The organism is Olivibacter sp. SA151, from assembly GCF_054130995.1.
This window is the reverse complement of record NZ_CP096391.1, coordinates 5,814,819-5,833,140: the sequence shown is the minus strand read 5'-3', so window position 1 is coordinate 5,833,140 and position 18,322 is coordinate 5,814,819. Positions and strand designations below refer to the sequence as shown.

Genomic DNA, 18,322 nt, shown 5'->3' with positions numbered 1-18,322 from the left:
CTTCAAATATAAAAAAATTGTATCTGTACTTCTTTTCTTTTTTTTCTCTTCTTTGTATAAGAAAAAAATAATCATGGAAATATTAATAAGTTATTACCAACCGGATAAGCAAACCTTTTTTGAGAAATTCAACAAAGCGTGGTTAAATAAATATTTTACCGTTGAACCTATTGACAAATATGTGTTAGAGCATCCGGAAGAGGCTATTCTTCGAGACGGGGGCGAAATTTTATTTGCAGCATATGATGGTGTAATTGTGGGCACGGTAGCGCTAAAAAAAGTTAGTGAGGAGGTTATGGAGTTAACTAAAATGGCTGTTGACGAATCTTATCATGGACTTGGGATCGGTAAGGCTCTGTGTGCACATGCCATCGAAAAGGCGCGCGAATTGGGAGTAAAAAAGCTGGTGTTGTATTCCCAAAGCATCTTGCAGTCTGCTTTAGCAATTTATAGAAAGTATGGTTTTTATAACGTGCCCGTGGATAACCCCAAGTACAAAAGGGCGGATGTAATGATGGAGTTAGTTTTATAATCCTTTTTAGATATGCAGCATACATTTCAAATAAAAATAGGTGTTGACGAAATGGATATGAAACTTATTCATACCTTTTTATCAAAAGAAAGTTATTGGGCTAAAGATATTCCGCTCGAACTGGTAGAGGAATCCTTAAATAACTCTTATTGTATCGGGGTGTTTGACGATAATAAGCAAATTGCATTTGCCAGATTAATTACGGATAGGGCAACATTCGCTTATTTGGCCGATGTTTTTGTAATAAAAAGTTATAGGAAACAGGGGGTCTCAAAAATAATGCTTAATCATATTATGCGTTTACCCTGGGTAAAAACTTTGCGACGGATGATGTTGGTTACTGCGGATGCGCATTCGCTTTATGCCGAATATGGTTTTGGACCACTCGCTGATATAACACGACATATGGAAATATATACACCAAACCTTTACAAGAAATGAAAGCAGAAAAATTCAACCGGTTTACAAGCGACTGGATTAGGGCTTGGAATAATCACGATTTAGAAGAAATCATGACCCACTATGCGGATGATATTGATTTTCGTTCGCCAATCATTCAGCAGCTTGGAGTAAGCGAAGAAGGACAAGTACGAGGTAAGCAACAATTAAAGGACTATTTTGAAAGAGGCTTGAAGAAGTATCCGGATTTGGCCTTTGAACTGTACCATGAGCTCCACGGTATAAATTCGGTTGTTTTAGTATATCGGAGTGTTAATAACTCCATCTCTGCCGAATATATGGAACTAAACGACGAAGGTAAAATTCAACGGGTTCGGGCGCATTATCATTGGCATTAAAATTGACTTTGAAAGCGTATGAATACATTGGAAGGATGTAAAACATATTTGGAGAGTGTAATAAAGCAGTTCCTGTACTATAAAAAGTTGGGCGAACAGGCGATTGCCCAATTGGACGATACAAGTCTTCATTGGCAATACAATCAAGAAAGTAATAGCATCACTATTATCGTGCAACATTTAACAGGAAATATGTTGTCGAGATTTACAGATTTTCTAACTACTGATGGTGAGAAGACCTGGCGCAAGCGGGATGAGGAGTTCGAAGACCAACCAATTGATAGAAAGGAGTTGATGATTGTTTGGAATAAAGGTTGGACCTGTTTGCTCGATACCATGTATAATCTGCGCCCATCCGACCTTGATTCTATTATATATATAAGGAACGAGGGGCATACCGTCGTGGAAGCAATAAACAGACAACTGGCACATTACGCTTATCACGTAGGTCAAATTGTTTATTTAGCAAAAATGATCAAAGACGATACTTGGGAAACCTTATCGATTCCACGTAACGGCTCTGCACAATATAATCGAAAAAAATTTAGCCAAAAGAAAAGTAAGCGTCATTTTACAGACAAGCCCTAATGATAACTATTTAAAAGAACAATCCACCTCGTGGTCATTTACCATGCCAACTGCTTGCATATAGGCATAGCAAATGGTACTTCCAAAAAATTTCATTCCTCGTTTTTTTAAGTCTTTCGCAATGGCATCGGATTCAGCGGATGTTGTCATAAATGACCTGTAGTTATCAACTTTATTGTTGATTATTTGCTGATTGGGCATAAAAGAATATAAATAGCTATAAAATGATCCGAATTCTTTCTGAATGCTTAGAAATATAATTGCGTTGGATATGGCTGCTTTCACTTTTCCTCTGTTACGTATTACTTCAGGGTCTTGAAGGATACGATCTACATCTTCGTCCGTAAATTGAGCGACCTTTTGAGCATCGAAATCGGCAAAATTCCGTCGATAGCCTTCTCTTTTTCGTAATATGGTGATCCAGCTAAGACCGGCCTGTGCCGACTCCAAAATCAAAAATTCAAATAAAGTTTTATCATCGGTTACCGCTTTGCCCCATTCCTCATCATGGTAAGCCATGTAAAGCGGGTCATTGCCGCACCATCCGCATCTTTTTATCATATATACGTCTCTGTTATTGTTATAATTCGTTCAGTGGGTCCCAGTAAATGGTCTTGAAGTTAACTACTCGATCGTTTTCTACTGTGATTCCTTCGTTTTCTAAGAGCTGCTGCATCAAGGTGGGATGACCGAAAGCTGCTTTAGCACTTAACTGGCCTTTGCTGTTTAGTACGCGGTGTGCCGGAACCGGTGGATCAGCTTTTCCGGCATTTCCCATTGCGTAACCTACCATTCGTGCAGCACCGTCCCTTCCAAGTGCCCGTGCGATAGCTCCATAAGAAGTAACCCTTCCTTCCGGAATCTGTCTAACCAACGCATAAACACACTCGTAAAAATTTAGTTCTTCCACCGTGTAACTTGCTTAAATTGCTAAATTAGTTATTTTCCCTATTAAAAACTGCATCTTTGTGTCATGTCTAAAGGAACGTTATATTTATTGCCGGTACCGTTATCTGATCAGGCAGCATCGGCGTCTTATACCACTTATTTTTCTGAGGTCATCAATGCGATTGATGAGTATATCGTCGAAAACGAAAAAACGGCCCGTAAATTTTTAAAGCAAGCAGGATTGAAAATGCCGCAGCAACAATTGGTCCTTCATGATTATGGGAAACATGCAAGAGATGAATACGATAAAGATCGCTTTTTTAAGGCCTTGCTGGAAGGTAAGGACGTCGGTTTAATGAGCGAGGCGGGTTGTCCGGGAATTGCGGATCCAGGCGCAGATATTGTTGCCCGAGCCCATCAACTGGGTATTAAAGTGAGACCGCTTGTGGGGCCTAACTCGATGATATTGGCGTTGATGGCTTCAGGATTCAATGGGCAAACTTTTGCGTTCCATGGATATCTGCCTATTGATAAAGCGGCCCGTGCAAAGAAAATAAAAGAATTAGAACAGGTTGCTCAGAAAGCTAAGCAAACCCAGTTATTTATGGAAACTCCTTTTCGGAATAATCAATTGTTGGAAGAAGTGTTGAAGGTATGCTCTCCTAAAACCCGTTTATGCATTGCGTGCAATATTACCGATCCGGATGAATGGATCAGCAGTGATAGCATTGAGAACTGGAAAAAGAAAAAGGTGGATCTGCATAAAAAACCAGCGATTTTTTTACTGCTTTAAGGATTATCTTAAATAAGTAATGCTGTTATTCCAAACAGCGCGTACCTTAAAATTTAATCTTTTAGTACACGCTGTTAATTTGTACAATGGGAATCAAAACGTTTCCGTTCGATTATCATCCCATGCTTGGTTCCATTCAATCTGAAATTGATTCTGTTTGTCTGCATCCACTAGTAGTTTACCTTTAAACAGTAACTGTACATTGTTTTTTATGGAGCTGCTGACTGTAAAGGTCCTCAATAATGTATCGTCCTCATCATAAACATTTACGACATAACCTAATTCAACAGGGTTGCTTACATCCCCAATGAATTGATTAAAACTTAAGCTTTTATGATCGCTATTGAATAGTGGATAAAATACAATGTTTGTTGCTTCATCTTCTACGGAACTTGGAGAGGTGCTAAATGGGGTGTAAACAAGTGGGGCATGTTCGCTATGGATGCTAATCTTCCGTACATGAGCCAAGTCTTCTTCGTCCGTAAATTCAAATTTCACCTGACTAAAATACCGTTTCAGGCTAACGTCGATTTGTGTATTGCTGTTAACCTCCAAATGGGGGATGTGCGCCCCGAAGATATGTGCATCGTGGTTGCTGAAACGATTAGAAAGGTATAGATCAGAGGCCGTTGTTAGGACTTGTGGCAATAATAACTCCGCTTTTGAAACATTGGAGGTAATGAAGGCGTAATAGCTTCCCGAAGATAATTTAAAGGATAAATCAACTCCTTCGTCCGAAGGATTGAACGTCGTACTGCCTTGCAATGCTAGTAAATGGTCGTCCGCATTAAAGATAAAATAATGGATTTTGCTAATGTTGTCTGTCGGCTCTTCCGGCCTGTCTTGATTATAAATACCGGAAAGGCGGAAGTTATCGAGTTTAAAAGTACCACGATTTGGATCGAAATCGTTCGCATCTCCCCTTTCGCCTTCAAAAGGCTCTATCTTGATCGTTAAACGTTGCGCTTGTATAATCGTACGCAGATCCGATAAATTAAACTCATAACTATTTCTAGCATTGTCTTTCGTGTTGGCAAACTGATTGTCGGCTGATAAAAGCGTGTAGGAGTTGCCATTATCTGTTGAGAAATACAGGCTAAAGTTCTTCGGACCGGTTCCCGAGCTTCCTGCATCAAAGGCCAGTTTGCTTATCTCAGAAACGCCCGTCAACGGCATAGTAATCACCAAAGATTGTAAGCCTTTTAAACTTAAGCTTCTACCAGCTGGATAAGGACTCAATCCGTAACCAGCTGTAAAACCAGGTGATGTGTCAGCTGCTTGAAAGGATATAGATGCTGATGAAGTGTTGATTGCTATATCCGGTAATAAATTTTCCTCATTAAAAGACCAAAAGTATACATATTGTTCCTGAGGACTCGGCTCTAATGGCATCGCAGACACTAAGCTAGGGGCTCCGTGGCTAGACAATCGCGACAAACTCAAGGAATGAGGGCTTGCAAGTGGTGTAATACTTGTTGAAAAGCCCTTAAGCTTGAAACGAACAGTGTGTAAGGTCTCTTCCTGCGGTTTGGTTGGAAGCTGAGGTGCCGGTTTCTCACAACTTAAAAACAGAAAAGGGAAAAGGAGAAACAAGAAGCAAGATTTGTAAAGTAACGTTTTCATAATCCGTTTAGTTTTTTAGGTTATAGGTAGGTTTTCCTTATAAAGCGATAAGAAAACCATGAATGAGACGGATAATGTCAATTATCGGTGACTCTCTTTGCAATAATAGCTAATTCTGCCTTAACTGTCTAAGACAGAGCTAAGAATGAACAAAGTGAACAGGATGATAAATTGCGTGTGGGATAGGTTAAGCGTGCCTAAAGCCATTTCGGTTTTAGGCACGCTACTAAAGAGGAGGCTAGTAGTTTATAAGGTCAAAGCCAATATCTCTCCTAAAATTTTTACCCTCAAAGTAAATCCGCCCAGCATCAGCTGTGGCTTGCTGTAGGGCTTCCAGCAGATTGTCTTTAAGAGCAGTTACAGCAATAACACGGCCTCCGGCCGTTTTGACTTCTTCGTTAACAAGCGTTGTACCGGCATGGAATAGCAAAGATTCTTTGACATTTTCCAATCCGCTGATTATTTTGCCATTCTCATATTTCCCTGGGTATCCGCCGGATACCAACATGACAGTAGCTGCAGTTTTTTCTGACACTTTAAATGATTTTGTCGCTAGATTTTCTTCGGCTACTCCCATTAATAAATCGACGAAATCACTTTCGATACGAATGAGTACGCTCTCCGTTTCCGGATCCCCCATTCGTACATTGTATTCTACGACATAAGGATTACCGTCGTCATTCATTAAACCTATAAAGATAAAGCCTTTATAGGGAATATTATCCTTTCTTAGGCCTTCGATGGTGGGCTTAATGATGTCCTTTTCGACTTTAAGCAAAAAAGTTTCGTCCGCAAAAGGTACAGGAGAAACGGAACCCATCCCACCGGTGTTTAAACCTGTATCGCCTTCTCCTATACGTTTATAGTCTTTTGCTGCTGGTAAAACCTTATAGTCTTTTCCGTCTGTCAAGACAAAAACAGATAATTCTATGCCTTTTAAAAAGTCCTCAACAACAACCTTGTTGCTTGCTTCGCCGAATTTAGCATCGGCCAACATGGCGCGAAGTTCCGTTTTTGCCTCTATCAAATCAGCGCAGATCAGCACTCCCTTTCCGGCGGCTAAACCATCTGCTTTTAAAACGATGGGTAATTTTCTGGTCTCGAGGTATTGTAAACCTTCTTCCAAGGTTTCTTTTGTAAACGAACGGGAGGCTGCTGTTGGAATTGCATGGCGTTGCATGAATTGTTTAGAAAAGTCTTTACTCCCCTCTAATTGGGCTCCGTCTGCCGTCGGTCCAATCACAGGAATATTGCTCAACTGTGCATCTTGCAAAAAATAATCATGAATACCCTTTACTAACGGCTCTTCCGGGCCAACTACTACAAGGTGGATATCGTTCTCTAGTGCAAAGGTACCTAACGAAGCAAAATCAGTAACCTTGATATCTACGTTTTTTCCGTAAGCGCCGGTGCCCGCATTCCCGGGAGCAATAAATAATTGTGAGGTTAATGGACTTTGAGCAATCTTATAAGCAAAAGCACTCTCCCTTCCCCCGGAACCAATCAATAAAATATTCATATGTAAATAATTATTCATTCGTGTTTGCATTCAATTGTATTCATGAATGCTTCGCATTTTGTTCTTTAATGGTCATACCCGCCTACCGGTAGGCAGGTGGAATATCCAGATTATTTTATTCGTAACCTGTTTGTTTTTTATACACTCATGCTACTTCGTGGTCATTGAGTTTATGTTTGGCAATCATGGATATTTCATTTCTTAAATTTTGAGGATATTCCTACCAATACCGCAAAGTTATTTTTTTTCATGAATTATTGAGCTGCTTTATGAAAGCTTTTTCCTTTTATCAATCATCACCGGAAAAAGTGTATCTTGTGGAATCGTTAAGTAGTTGAATAGCGAAGTGGTTGAGTAGTTGAGTAGTACATTTCTATCAAAGTTGCAACAATTACTCACACCGAATAACCAATAACGGATAACAAATAACTAACAGCCAAAGAACATGGAATATTTAAAATTGGAGATAAGAGAGCATATTGCTCATATCATGCTAAACAGAGGAAGTTCCAATGCATTACATGCCGAAATGGTTGCGGAATTAAAAGATACGCTTGAGATCGTAGGGAATGATGAACGCATCGGCGGAATTATACTTTATGGGAAGGAGGGCTTTTTTAGTGCCGGATTGGATTTAATCAGTTTGTACAATTATGATGAGAAGCAAATAAAAGCTTTTTGGTATCAATTTCTAGATCTTGTAAAAACGTTTGTTTCCTTTCCCAAGCCGGCTGTTGCTGCTATTGGTGGGCATAGCCCGGCAGGCGGATGTGTGCTGGCTCTTTGTTGTGACTACCGAATAATGGCAGAAGGTGATTTTATTATCGGACTAAACGAGGTGCCTGTCGGTATTATTGTACCCGAGAGCATTTTTGAGCTATACAGCTTTTGGATAGGAAAGGCCAAAGCTTATCGGTATTTGCTTACGGGCGAATTATTACAGCCGCAACGCGCTTTAGAAGAAGGGTTGATTGATGAGCTGGTACCAATAAATCAACTACACACGAAGGCCGATAAGCAAATGAAAAGGTATTTGAATTTTAATTGGAATACCTGGCAACAAAGTAAGAGAGAATTACGCAAGGAGCTTGTTCATCGATTCAATCAAGATGCTACAGAAGTAGTTGATAAATTGCTTGCACAGTGGTGGGAACCTTCCACAAGAGGCATACTCAAGACAATCATTGGTAATTTAACAAAGAAGTGATGTTCAGATGAAAGAATTTCTAAGGTAAGTTTTTAAATAGCCACAAAAGTCTGCATAATTATGGAAAAAATACAAGGCGCGCTACGCGATGATGCGCTTAAAGGAAAAACAATAGTTGTAACAGGAGGTGGTACCGGTTTAGGGAAAGCCATGAGTACCTACTTTTCGGCACTTGGCGCCAATTTGATCATTGCGAGTAGAAGGCAGGAAGTGTTGGATAATACGGCAAAAGAAATCATGGATAGCACAAAAGGCCAGGTATTGGCGATTGCCTGTGACGTTCGCAAAACAGAGGATATAGAAACCGTTTTGGTTAAGGGAGTGGAAAGCTTTGGTAAAATAGATGCGCTCGTAAATAATGCAGCGGGGAACTTTATATCGCCTACAGAGAAGTTATCCGCTAATGCCTTTTCAGCCGTGATCGATATTGTCTTAAAGGGGACGGTTAATGCGACGCTTGCCTTTGGAAAATATTGGATAGAAAATAAAATAAAAGCTTCGGTTTTAAATATAGTCACAACTTACGCGTTTACGGGCTCTGCTTATGTTGCACCTTCGGCAGCAGCAAAAGGAGGTGTGCTGGCTTTAACACGATCGCTCGCAGTAGAGTGGGGAAAATATGGTATTCGGCATAATGCCATTGCCCCTGGTCCTTTCCCAACTAAAGGAGCATGGGAGCGCTTATTGCCGGGAGCGCTTGCTGAAAAGTTTGATTTTCGAACTAGAGTTCCGCTTAAACGGGTTGGCGACCATCAGGAGTTAGCCAATTTAGCAGCCTTTTTGCTCTCTGATTACGCGCTCTTTGTGAACGGTGAAGTGGTTACGATAGATGGAGGTGAATGGTTGCAAGGTGCCGGACAGTTTAGTGCGATGGAAGCTATTCCGGAAGAGATGTGGGAACAGCTCATACAGCAGGGAAAAAAAACGAAGGGAAGCTAGCACAAAAAAAATAAACATTTGTGAAAAAAAGTAACTTTATCTAAGTTTGCTAAACTTATCCGGATATTAATTTGACGTATTCATTAGCTCGACTGCCTCGCTTTTAATGGGGATTTCCAGTGAGTAATAATGAAATTTAGATAGCGCTTTGAACAATGAAGATGGCTGAAACACAAGTACAGGAAGAGACCTTTACACTGGAAGAAATTCTCTCGGTTACTAAAGAGTATCATCGGTTAATCTTGTGGAACGATGACATAAATACATTCGACCATGTAATTCACTGCCTAATGAAGTATTTAGACTATAGCGAAAGTCAGGCTGAGAAAATTGCATGGAAGGTGCATAACGAAGGGAAATGTGCGGTACTGGAGGGCACATACACTGAAGTGGATGTTTATAGGAAAATTCTGAAAGAAGAGGGCTTAACCGTTAGCATTGAGTAGTTCCTTCGTTATTGAAGTGTACCGATCGCCTCTTCAAACTCGTCTTGTGTGGTTTTCGTTTTATCTTTCGTATACCATAACATCACTTTTTCAATCCATTCCTCTTTACTTAAACCCATAACTTTTAGCGATTCGATGTATAGCTGCAGTTCTTTAGGCCGTGGCCCCCAGTTAAGTATCTCTTTATTTTCGGCCACGTCATAGATAATCAATTTCGGAATCCCACGTGCCCCATTGGTTAAATATTGGTCCATATAATCTGTACTGCTATCTCTCAAAACGATAAATAAATCAATCTGGCTAGGATTGGCTTCCGCTATTTTGGCTATAACCGGTAATATCTGAGCCGCATCCCCACACCAAGCTTCTGTAATGACAGTAAAAACATATTGTCGTTTCAATTGTGAAAGCTTCGTAAGCAAAGACTCTTTCAGAGTGATCATTTTACCAATGCGCTGCATTCTTACCAGATTTAATGCCGTAAAATTGGCTAAAAACGAGGATTGGTCAGGACCCGTAGTCTGTCTTTTTTCTACAAGCTGTTTCACCAGTTCTATATAAGCATCGTAGCTAAATCTTTCTTGCGGTATATGGTTTAAAGACATGCCGCGAAGATACTGTAATAATGGTGTTACGGGTTAATCTTATTGTCAAAAAAGGAGTCCTAGACTAATTGATAATGTTAATTTTGACGGCGTCAGATAAAGCTAAAATTAAATAGATTCATACAATGAAGTTACAAGTGGTAAGAAATATTACATTATTCTTAACCTTATGCCTAGGACCTTTCCTTTTGCAGGCGCAAGACCTTGCGAAGATAAGCGGCATTGTTGTCGATTCCGTCAGTAGTCGACCCATAGACTTTGCTAGCGTAACCTTAATGAACCAACAGACGAACCAAGTAATAAAAGGCGGGCAAACCGATGATGACGGTAAGTTTATTTTTTCCGGCATACCGGCTGGGACTTACCTATTACGCGCCAGCTTTGTTGGCTATGATGCTTATGAAAAGCGATCGCTACGTGTAACCGGTACACAAACACTGGCATTAGGGAACCTAAAGCTAAGCCCTTCGGCAAGTACCATGTTAAAGGAAGTGGTAATAGAAGGGACACCGCCTGCTATGCAAATGGGGATTGATCGAAAGATTTTTAATCCTGAACAAAGTATCGTGAGTGCAGGAGGAAGCGCTTCTGAACTATTGGCTAATGTACCTTCCCTGTCGGTGGATATGGATGGAAATGTGGGGTTGAGAGGTTCTACAAATGTTAAAATCTTAATCGACGGAAAACAATCGGCATTAGCCGGCAGCAATATTAACAGTCTATTGGAATCATTACCTGCCAATTCTATACAACGAATCGAAGTGATGACAAATCCGTCCGCTAAATACGACCCGGAAGGACAAGGGGGCATTGTCAATATTATTTTGAAAAAAAACATCCGTACAGGCTTTAACGGCATGGCTCGTGCAGGAGGTGGTTCTTTTAACAATTACAATGCAGGGATCGACCTAAACTATCGCGATACGAAATTTAACTATTTTGGAGGCTACGATTTCAGACGAAGAAATAATCCAGGGAGCGGCTTTAATAATAATATTTACAATGATGGAAGTAGGGTATACAATATAAGCGATAACCAACGGAAGGGGAATAGTCACACTGTTCGTTTAGGAGCTGATTTTTTTGCAACAGAAAAAACTACCTTAGGATTATCGGCTAATCTTAATTTACGTGATAATATTCGGCGAGAGGATCTATTTTATACATATTACGATGCAACAGGCTCCGTCATCGGTACGAGTCCACGCTACACTAACCAGAATGAGGACGATACAGGTTACGAGTTCAATTTCGATTTCAAACGGGAATTTAAACGCGAAGGGGAAGAATTAACTGCCAATGTATCATACGGTAGAAGTAAAGAGGACGGCATCCAGACCTTTGAGCAAACGGCAACGGATCCTTCCATTGTAATTGATCCCGGTCGGATTAATGATACGTATGAAGATGGTGAAAACGTTAATATACAAGTCGATTATGTGCTTCCCTTTAGCAAGGAACAAAAGCTTGAGACAGGGTACAGAACAACTTTACGTTACAGCGATGAACAGCAATTGTCCGACGCGTTTTCTCCATCCACGGGGCAATATGAACGAGATTATAACCTAACAAATGACTTCAATATGGATGATATTGTCCATGCTCTTTATGCTAATTACCAGAACAAGCTAAGCGACAAATTTGGTTATCAGGTTGGTCTACGTGCTGAACAGGCTTATTTAAATACCGAGTACCTTTCTTATGATCCGAATTTAGCCCCTGAAGACCGGTCGACTAAAGGGCGACTGGATTATTTCCGTGTTTATCCAAGTATCTACCTGACACAGGAACTCTCAGAAGGTTCATCCTTACAACTGAGTTACACACGTCGAGTTAACCGTCCTCGCGGATGGCAAGTGAATCCTTTTTTGGATATCTCTGATCCCGTAAATTATAGACAAGGAAATCCAAACCTTAAGCCGGAAGATATTCACTCCCTGGAATTAGCGTATAGTAAAAAGCTGGGAAAAATGAACCTAACCTCTTCGGTATACCATCGCATTACGAACGATGTAGTGGAAATGATCGTCGATTCGGCAGCGTCAGGCACTAATGTTACCTATTCAACCTTCCGTAACATCAGTCAAAATCGCGCAACGGGGATTGAACTTATTTCGCAGTTCACACTGAACCAAAATTTTGATTTTATGGCCAACTTCAATGGAAACTACCAATCATTCAGTGGGAGTGAAGAATACGGCGTTGACGCAAACAGCGGTTTTAACTGGGATGCTAACTTAACGGCCAATGGCAGGATTGCTAAGGGCCTGACCGCTCAACTTAGAGGGAATTATATGGCTCCACGTGTCATGGCACAAGGGACATCGACCAGCATGTTTTTTGCGGATGCCGGACTCAAGTGGTCTGTTTTGGAAGATAAGGGAAGTATCATGTTGAATGTTCAAAATATCTTCAACAAGGCCCGGTTTGGAGGAACAAGAACAACTGCGCAGTTTTACAGCGAATTCCAACGTAATTTCATGAAAGGTCCGCGTGCTATGTTGACACTTTCTTATCGCTTTGGCAAACGTAACCCCGATCAAGAACGCAAGCGTAGAAGAGAAGAAAATACGGAAGATTTCCAAAGTGGTGGCGAAATGCAATAAAATATTTCGCCGCTATAAATTACTTCTTTATGGCAGCTAAGCTAACCGATAAACTTTCATATAAAGGAAAGTTTGGCTAAGTTTGCTAACGATAAAAACTAGACAACATGTATACAGGACTTAAACATTTACATTCGGGGCTGCGCTATGTGGTTCTTTTATTGTTAATATTAGCGATTATTTCAGCGATAAGCGGATTGGCTGGAAAGAAATCCTACACAGAAGGAAACCGTAAATTGAATTTATTTACCTTAATTTCGGGCCACATCCAGTTATTGATAGGTTTAGCACTGTATGCAATGAGCTCGATGGTTACGTTTAACGATATGAGCAACGTCATGAAAACTGCAAACCTGCGTTATTGGACAGTGGAACATATTAGTATGATGGTATTGGCCATTATATTAATAACCGTAGGGCATTCCAAATCAAAAAAGGCGGTGGATGCCTCTGCTAAACACAAGTCTATTGCTGTATTTTATACGATTGCTTTGGTTATTATACTGGCCGCTATTATGATGGCTGTTGGAAAAGGCTTTATAACCTTCTGGGGATTCTAAAGGCTTGAGCCTTTTTATGTTAACTTTAGTCAAAAAAATTTGAAATATTAAAATTTTATAGTAGGTTTGCTTTATCATGACAATCGATACTACAATACGCAACTGGTGGTGGCCTGTTAAAGAACAGCGCCGGGAGCATATATAATGGCATAGATTGATCAACCAAAGCCGAAACTTATAAACCCGACGCATATACGTCGGGTTTTTTTGTGCTTATGATTACAGCAATGTTAACAATTTAAGAATGGAGACATATCAATTAAAGACGAGATTTAAAAAGTTATTAGCGGACACGACCACACCGGTGAGTATATATTTACGATTGCGGGACGTTTTTCCCAATAGTCTACTGTTGGAAAGTTCAGATTACCACAGTCGCGAAAATAGCATGAGTTATGTTTGTTGCAGTCCAATAGCTGGTATCAGCCTCAATGAAAAGCAGTTAAATATGTATTTTCCCGATGGCCAAAAACGCAGCAAGCTGGCAAATGCCGTTAATTTAAGAGAAGAAGTTTCCAATTTTCGCCAGTCTTTCACGGCTGATAACCTTGATGATTTCAAATTTATCACGAATGGATTATTTGGATATTTCACCTTTGATACCGTTGCTCATTTCGAAGATATCACTTTAAAGACACCTATTGATGAAGCACGGAATATTCCTTTTCTGCAGTATCACGTCTATCGTTATGTGATTGCCATCGACCATTTCCGTAATGAGCTCTATGTGTTTGAGCATTATTTGGGTGAACCTGAGGAAGACGGTTTGAGCAAAATCCAGTACTTGATTCAAAATAAAAATTTTCCTGAATACAAATTTGAGCTTAATGGCGAGGAGCGTTCCAATAAAACGGATGAGGAATACAAATCATTGGTTGAAAAAACGAAAGAGCATATCTTCCGAGGAGATGTGTTTCAGATTGTTCCGTCGCGAGCTTTTAGTAGGCCGTTTTTAGGAGACGAGTTTAACGTTTACAGAAGCTTACGTTCCGTGAACCCTTCTCCGTATTTATTTTATTTTGACTATGGTAACTTTAAATTATTCGGCTCTTCGCCGGAAGCCCAACTGACAATTAAGGGGAATGAGGCGTCCATTTATCCTATTGCAGGAACTTTCAAAAGAACGGGAAATACTATAGAGGATCTTCGAGTTGCGGAAGCTTTGAAGAACGACCCTAAGGAAAGTGCAGAACATGTTATGTTGGTTGATTTAGCACGGAACGACTTAAGTAGGCATTGCATCGATGTGGAAGTTAGATCCTTCAAGGAGGCGCAATTCTATTCGCATGTCATTCACCTCGTTTCGAAAGTGAGTGGAACCTTACAGGACGGGGCCAATCCTTTTGATGTGGTAGGCGATACCTTTCCGGCCGGAACCTTGAGCGGTGCACCCAAACATATGGCCATGCAGTTGATCGATCGCTACGAGAAACAACAACGTGGATTTTATAGTGGCGCCATCGGCTTTATGGGTTTCAATGGAGATTTCAATCATGCGATCATGATCCGAACTTTTTTGAGCAAGAATAATAGATTGCACTACCAAGCTGGGGGTGGTGTGGTAGCAGACTCGTCGGCAGAAGGCGAATTAAATGAAGTTAATAATAAAATAGCCGCTCTCAGAAAAGCGTTAACTTTAGCCGAAGAGCTCTAGGCTGTTGATAAGGAATAGTTAAGTAGTGAAATGGCGAGGTAGCTGAGGCTGATTGCTGATAGCTAAAAGCTGATAGAAATGAATAAATAAGCTGACAGCAGATTGCTGAAGGCTAAACGCTGATAAAAACAACAATGACGCAGAAAAAACTTGCTACTGAACCAAAGATATTGGTGGTAGATAATTACGATTCTTTTACCTTTAATTTAGTGCATCTGCTGCAAGAATGTGGCTTGGATTGCACAGTGGTTAGAAATGACAAATTTCGCATCGAAGAGGTGGCGGCTTATGATAAAATTTTGCTTTCGCCCGGGCCCGGGATTCCGGAAGAAGCCGGGCTCCTCATGGACGTTATTCGTACTTATGGTGCATCTAAAAGTATTCTCGGTATCTGTTTGGGACAGCAAGCAATCGCTGAAGTATATGGAGGGAAACTATTTAATCTTAAAAGGCCTGTGCATGGTACCGCAACTCCCTTAAAGATTCTAAAATCAACGGAACCGTTATTTAAAGGCTTGCCCGAACGCTTTAACATTGGTCGTTATCATTCTTGGGCCGTAGCACAGGAACAATTTCCCGAAGAGCTTGAGATAACCGCCGTCGATGATGAGGGGGTGATTATGGCCTTGTCTCATCGCTATTATGATGTAAAGGGTTTACAGTTCCATCCTGAATCTGTTTTAAGTGAGCACGGAAAACAAATGATCGCCAACTGGTTGAATAATTAATCGGCATACAATGAATATACTGGATAAGATTATAAGCAGAAAAAGAGAAGAACTATTAATTGCTAAACAGCAAGTAACAATAGATGACCTGATGCGTCGGCCACTTTTCGATCGTACTTGTTACAATCTCAGAGACTCGGTACTTGATCCGCAGAGAACCGGCATTATTGCAGAATATAAGAGAGCCTCTCCATCAAAAGGCGTAATCAATGATCAGGTTACCATTGAAGAAGTTACCAGGGGATATGCAGAGGCAGGTGCCTCCGCTATTTCAGTTTTAACTGATCGTGATTTCTTTAAGGGCAGTTTACAAGATTTAATAAAAGCTCGGGAAACGGTGAATGTACCTTTGTTACGAAAAGATTTTATCATTGACGAATATCAGATAGCCGAAGCAAAAGCATATGGTGCCGATATCATATTGTTAATAGCCGCTGTTTTAAATAATGAAGAGGTGGAATCGCTGGCCAAATATGCTAAAAACTTAGGTTTGAATGTGCTTTTAGAAGTACATAACCAGCAGGAGCTGGAAACGAATTTATTCGACACGGTAGATGCTATTGGCGTAAACAACCGAAACCTTAAAGATTTTACAGTATCAATTGATCACTCGTTAGCGCTGGTGAACCGCATTCCGGAATCCTTTGTTAAAGTTTCGGAAAGCGGCATAAGCGATCCTCTTGTTATTAAGCAATTGAAAAAGGCGGGTTTTCAGGCGTTCTTGATCGGTGAAAACTTCATGAAAACAACGGACCCTTCAGCATCGATTAAACAGTTCGTGAACGAATTATAATTTACGCAGTCGATTGCTTTACACAAAAAGATGAACATCTGCCAAAAAGCTAGTCAATTTATTATGAGGTATATAATATTTCGTTATTTTTGCGTCTCACCTTAAATGAAACTATCCTCAAAAATGGCTAGATTAAATCTATTGGAAGAAACGCGTTTCGAGAAACTCCCCGTAACCGTTTACAAAAATTCAAAGGCAGCCTCATTAGCTGTCGCTGCTCGTATTGCAACCCTAATTAAAGAAAAGCAAGAAAAAGGTGAGCAGGCCGTATTAGGTCTCGCTACAGGTGCAACTCCTGTTCAAGTTTATGCAGAGCTCGTGCGACTTCACCGCGAAGAAGGACTAAGCTTTCAAAACGTTACTACTTTTAATTTGGATGAATATTATCCCATGCAACCCGACTCTGCCCAGAGTTATGTTACCTTTATGAACAAAAACTTATTTGATCATATCGATATTAAGCGGGAAAATATTAACATCCCCGATGGAACACTCGATCTATCGGACATACCGACCTATTGTATGGAGTATGAGCGTAAGATCAGTGAACTGGGTGGTTTGGATTTTCAACTTTTAGGAATCGGTAGAACCGGCCACATAGGTTTCAATGAGCCTGGTTCGGCCCCGAATTCAGGTACCCGTTTGGTTACTTTGGACGACCTTACCCGTCGAGATGCGTCTCGCGATTTTGGGGGGAAGGAGAACGTGCCAACGAAGGCTATTACTATGGGTATCGGTACCATTTTTAAGGCTCGCGAAATCATTTTGATGGCTTGGAGTCCTGTTAAGGCCGAAATTGTTAAAAAGGCAGTGGAGGGGGAAATGTCTTCGGATGTGCCCGCAACCTTCCTTCAGCTTTCTGATAATGTTGAATTCGTTTTGGATGAGGGAGCCGCAAGTGAATTGACCCGTTTCAACACGCCTTGGTTGGTCAAAGACTGTGTTTGGAACTCTAAAACCATAAAAAAGGCAGTAATTTGGTTGGCCCAAACGGTTAAAAAGCCAATTCTCAAATTAACCGAAGAAGATTACAACAACCATGGCATGGCGCAATTGGCCACGGAAAAAGGGCCGGTTTATAACATTAATATAGATATTTTTAATCAGCTTCAACATACGATTACCGGTTGGCCGGGAGGGAAACCTAACGCGGATGATAGTCAGCGTCCTGAACGTGCAGTGCCTGCGAGGAAAAATGCGATTATCTTTTCACCACACCCGGATGATGACGTAATTTCTATGGGTGGTACTTTTATACGTTTGGCTGATCAGGGACATAATGTACACGTTGCTTATCAGACTTCCGGGAACACAGCTGTTTGGGATGATGATGTCTTACGGTATATAGAATTTGCTACTGACTTTACAAAGTCGCTGAATTTAGGGACGGAAAAATTAGAAGCATTATATAACGAAACCCGAAGATTTATAGCAGCCAAAAAACCGAACCAAATTGATACAGAAGAAATCCGTACCATTAAGGGGCTAATTCGTAAAGGAGAAGCAATAGCGGGTGCCCGATTTGCCGGTCTGCCTGACGAAAATATCCATTTTCAGGATTTACCTTTTTACGATAGGGGCAAATTTTCAAAGGTTGTATCTTATGAGGATGATATCGTAAAGACGATGGAGTTATTGCAGCAAATCAAACCGCATCAGGTTTTTGCAGCCGGTGATTTTGCCGATCCGCATGGAACGCATAAAGTTTGTTTCGACATTATTTTGGAAGCGTTGACCCGATTAAGTAAAACGGAGGAGTGGACAAAAGATTGCTGGTTGTGGCTATATAGAGGGGCATGGCACGAGTTTGAGATTCATGAAATAGAAATGGCCGTTCCCTTGTCACCACAAGAAGTGATTCGGAAACGCCACGCTATTTTCAAACATCAATCACAAAAAGATCTGCCTGTGTTTCCGGGAGATGATGCTCGTGAGTTCTGGGTACGTGCCGAGGATAGAACCAGTGAAACAGCGAGAAAATACGATGAACTAGGTTTAGCGGATTATGAAGCCATTGAGGCTTTTGTTCGCTGGAAATTTTAAT

General features: G+C 40.7%; 19 protein-coding genes. 14 read left to right on the top strand and 5 right to left on the bottom strand.

Annotated features, from left to right (window positions below):
- Positions 1-73: 73 nt before the first annotated feature.
- The 4 genes from M1D52_RS23840 to M1D52_RS23825 are packed head-to-tail and all read left to right on the top strand — an operon-like array spanning position 74 to position 1,917.
- Positions 74-532 carry a GNAT family N-acetyltransferase gene (locus tag M1D52_RS23840; RefSeq protein ID WP_437394192.1) on the top strand — a complete coding sequence of 153 codons (459 nt, stop codon included), beginning with the start codon at positions 74-76 and terminating at the stop codon, positions 530-532.
- Between the two features lie 12 nt (positions 533-544).
- Positions 545-973, top strand: coding sequence for a GNAT family N-acetyltransferase (locus M1D52_RS23835; RefSeq protein WP_437394193.1), 429 nt, complete (start codon positions 545-547; stop codon positions 971-973).
- Entirely contained in the window at positions 970-1,329 is a 360-nt protein-coding gene (locus M1D52_RS23830) for a nuclear transport factor 2 family protein (RefSeq protein WP_130854526.1), read from the top strand. The genes M1D52_RS23835 and M1D52_RS23830 overlap by 4 nt, the downstream gene beginning before the upstream one ends.
- Before the next feature lie 18 nt (positions 1,330-1,347).
- Positions 1,348-1,917 (top strand): DUF1572 family protein, encoded by a 570-nt coding sequence (locus M1D52_RS23825; protein ID WP_437361099.1) that lies wholly within the window; start codon positions 1,348-1,350, stop codon positions 1,915-1,917.
- A gap of 6 nt (positions 1,918-1,923) precedes the next feature.
- Here M1D52_RS23825 and M1D52_RS23820 read toward each other — a convergent pair whose 3' ends face one another.
- Positions 1,924-2,478, bottom strand: coding sequence for a DNA-3-methyladenine glycosylase I (locus M1D52_RS23820; RefSeq protein ID WP_013664784.1), 555 nt, complete (start codon positions 2,476-2,478; stop codon positions 1,924-1,926).
- Between the two features lie 19 nt (positions 2,479-2,497).
- On the bottom strand, positions 2,498-2,827 hold the full coding sequence (locus tag M1D52_RS23815) for an MGMT family protein (protein WP_013664785.1): 330 nt from the start codon (positions 2,825-2,827) through the stop codon (positions 2,498-2,500).
- A 63-nt stretch (positions 2,828-2,890) separates the two neighbouring features.
- Between M1D52_RS23815 and M1D52_RS23810 the strand changes: the two genes are divergently transcribed.
- Positions 2,891-3,598: an SAM-dependent methyltransferase gene (locus M1D52_RS23810; protein WP_013664786.1), complete on the top strand. Its 708-nt coding sequence runs from the start codon at positions 2,891-2,893 to the stop codon at positions 3,596-3,598.
- 93 nt (positions 3,599-3,691) lie between these two features.
- Here the strand turns inward: M1D52_RS23810 and M1D52_RS23805 are convergent, their stop codons facing one another.
- Together M1D52_RS23805 and purD are read right to left on the bottom strand one after the other, a co-directional pair.
- Positions 3,692-5,221, bottom strand: a complete 1,530-nt coding sequence (locus M1D52_RS23805; protein WP_437394194.1) for a hypothetical protein — start codon at positions 5,219-5,221, stop codon at positions 3,692-3,694.
- A gap of 238 nt (positions 5,222-5,459) precedes the next feature.
- A complete protein-coding gene (gene purD, locus M1D52_RS23800) occupies positions 5,460-6,740 on the bottom strand; it encodes a phosphoribosylamine--glycine ligase (RefSeq protein WP_013664788.1) in 1,281 nt (426 codons plus the stop codon).
- A 445-nt stretch (positions 6,741-7,185) separates the two neighbouring features.
- Here purD and M1D52_RS23795 point away from each other — a divergent pair, with 445 nt between their 5' ends.
- The 3 genes from M1D52_RS23795 (at position 7,186) to M1D52_RS23785 (ending at position 9,332) form a co-directional block, all read left to right on the top strand.
- The gene (locus M1D52_RS23795) at positions 7,186-7,947 is read left to right on the top strand and encodes an enoyl-CoA hydratase/isomerase family protein (RefSeq protein WP_013664789.1); all 762 of its coding nucleotides are present in this window, start codon (positions 7,186-7,188) and stop codon (positions 7,945-7,947) included.
- A 60-nt stretch (positions 7,948-8,007) separates the two neighbouring features.
- Positions 8,008-8,886 carry an SDR family oxidoreductase gene (locus M1D52_RS23790; protein ID WP_013664790.1) on the top strand — a complete coding sequence of 293 codons (879 nt, stop codon included), beginning with the start codon at positions 8,008-8,010 and terminating at the stop codon, positions 8,884-8,886.
- A gap of 155 nt (positions 8,887-9,041) precedes the next feature.
- Entirely contained in the window at positions 9,042-9,332 is a 291-nt protein-coding gene (locus tag M1D52_RS23785) for an ATP-dependent Clp protease adaptor ClpS (protein WP_013664791.1), read from the top strand.
- A gap of 8 nt (positions 9,333-9,340) precedes the next feature.
- On the opposite strand, the gene M1D52_RS23780 is transcribed toward M1D52_RS23785, so the two are convergent.
- Complete coding sequence (locus tag M1D52_RS23780; protein ID WP_437394195.1) at positions 9,341-9,937, bottom strand: thioredoxin family protein; 597 nt, start codon at positions 9,935-9,937, stop codon at positions 9,341-9,343.
- Between the two features lie 125 nt (positions 9,938-10,062).
- On the opposite strand from M1D52_RS23780, the gene M1D52_RS23775 reads away from it, so the two are divergent.
- From M1D52_RS23775 to nagB, 6 genes are all read left to right on the top strand, one after another.
- The gene (locus M1D52_RS23775) at positions 10,063-12,543 is read left to right on the top strand and encodes an outer membrane beta-barrel family protein (protein ID WP_013664793.1); all 2,481 of its coding nucleotides are present in this window, start codon (positions 10,063-10,065) and stop codon (positions 12,541-12,543) included.
- A 107-nt stretch (positions 12,544-12,650) separates the two neighbouring features.
- Positions 12,651-13,103 (top strand): cytochrome B, encoded by a 453-nt coding sequence (locus M1D52_RS23770; RefSeq protein WP_437361092.1) that lies wholly within the window; start codon positions 12,651-12,653, stop codon positions 13,101-13,103.
- Between the two features lie 244 nt (positions 13,104-13,347).
- Positions 13,348-14,757, top strand: coding sequence for an anthranilate synthase component I family protein (locus M1D52_RS23765; protein ID WP_437394196.1), 1,410 nt, complete (start codon positions 13,348-13,350; stop codon positions 14,755-14,757).
- Positions 14,758-14,891: 134 nt separating this feature from the next.
- A complete protein-coding gene (locus tag M1D52_RS23760; protein WP_013664796.1) occupies positions 14,892-15,485 on the top strand; it encodes an anthranilate synthase component II in 594 nt (197 codons plus the stop codon).
- Between the two features lie 10 nt (positions 15,486-15,495).
- Positions 15,496-16,278 (top strand): indole-3-glycerol phosphate synthase TrpC, encoded by a 783-nt coding sequence (trpC, locus tag M1D52_RS23755; protein ID WP_437394197.1) that lies wholly within the window; start codon positions 15,496-15,498, stop codon positions 16,276-16,278.
- Positions 16,279-16,401: 123 nt separating this feature from the next.
- Positions 16,402-18,321: a glucosamine-6-phosphate deaminase gene (gene nagB, locus M1D52_RS23750; RefSeq protein WP_013664798.1), complete on the top strand. Its 1,920-nt coding sequence runs from the start codon at positions 16,402-16,404 to the stop codon at positions 18,319-18,321.
- Position 18,322: the final 1 nt, after the last annotated feature.

Coding starts and splice junctions, on each gene's coding strand:
- M1D52_RS23840 (WP_437394192.1), top strand. CDS start 74: ATGGAAATATTAATAAGTTATTACCAACCGGATAAGCAAACCTTTTTT.
- M1D52_RS23835 (WP_437394193.1), top strand. CDS start 545: ATGCAGCATACATTTCAAATAAAAATAGGTGTTGACGAAATGGATATG.
- M1D52_RS23830 (WP_130854526.1), top strand. CDS start 970: ATGAAAGCAGAAAAATTCAACCGGTTTACAAGCGACTGGATTAGGGCT.
- M1D52_RS23825 (WP_437361099.1), top strand. CDS start 1,348: ATGAATACATTGGAAGGATGTAAAACATATTTGGAGAGTGTAATAAAG.
- M1D52_RS23820 (WP_013664784.1), bottom strand. CDS start 2,478: ATGATAAAAAGATGCGGATGGTGCGGCAATGACCCGCTTTACATGGCT.
- M1D52_RS23810 (WP_013664786.1), top strand. CDS start 2,891: ATGTCTAAAGGAACGTTATATTTATTGCCGGTACCGTTATCTGATCAG.
- M1D52_RS23805 (WP_437394194.1), bottom strand. CDS start 5,221: ATGAAAACGTTACTTTACAAATCTTGCTTCTTGTTTCTCCTTTTCCCT.
- purD (WP_013664788.1), bottom strand. CDS start 6,740: ATGAATATTTTATTGATTGGTTCCGGGGGAAGGGAGAGTGCTTTTGCT.
- M1D52_RS23795 (WP_013664789.1), top strand. CDS start 7,186: ATGGAATATTTAAAATTGGAGATAAGAGAGCATATTGCTCATATCATG.
- M1D52_RS23790 (WP_013664790.1), top strand. CDS start 8,008: ATGGAAAAAATACAAGGCGCGCTACGCGATGATGCGCTTAAAGGAAAA.
- M1D52_RS23785 (WP_013664791.1), top strand. CDS start 9,042: ATGAAGATGGCTGAAACACAAGTACAGGAAGAGACCTTTACACTGGAA.
- M1D52_RS23780 (WP_437394195.1), bottom strand. CDS start 9,937: ATGTCTTTAAACCATATACCGCAAGAAAGATTTAGCTACGATGCTTAT.
- M1D52_RS23775 (WP_013664793.1), top strand. CDS start 10,063: ATGAAGTTACAAGTGGTAAGAAATATTACATTATTCTTAACCTTATGC.
- M1D52_RS23770 (WP_437361092.1), top strand. CDS start 12,651: ATGTATACAGGACTTAAACATTTACATTCGGGGCTGCGCTATGTGGTT.
- M1D52_RS23765 (WP_437394196.1), top strand. CDS start 13,348: ATGGAGACATATCAATTAAAGACGAGATTTAAAAAGTTATTAGCGGAC.
- M1D52_RS23760 (WP_013664796.1), top strand. CDS start 14,892: ATGACGCAGAAAAAACTTGCTACTGAACCAAAGATATTGGTGGTAGAT.
- trpC (WP_437394197.1), top strand. CDS start 15,496: ATGAATATACTGGATAAGATTATAAGCAGAAAAAGAGAAGAACTATTA.
- nagB (WP_013664798.1), top strand. CDS start 16,402: ATGGCTAGATTAAATCTATTGGAAGAAACGCGTTTCGAGAAACTCCCC.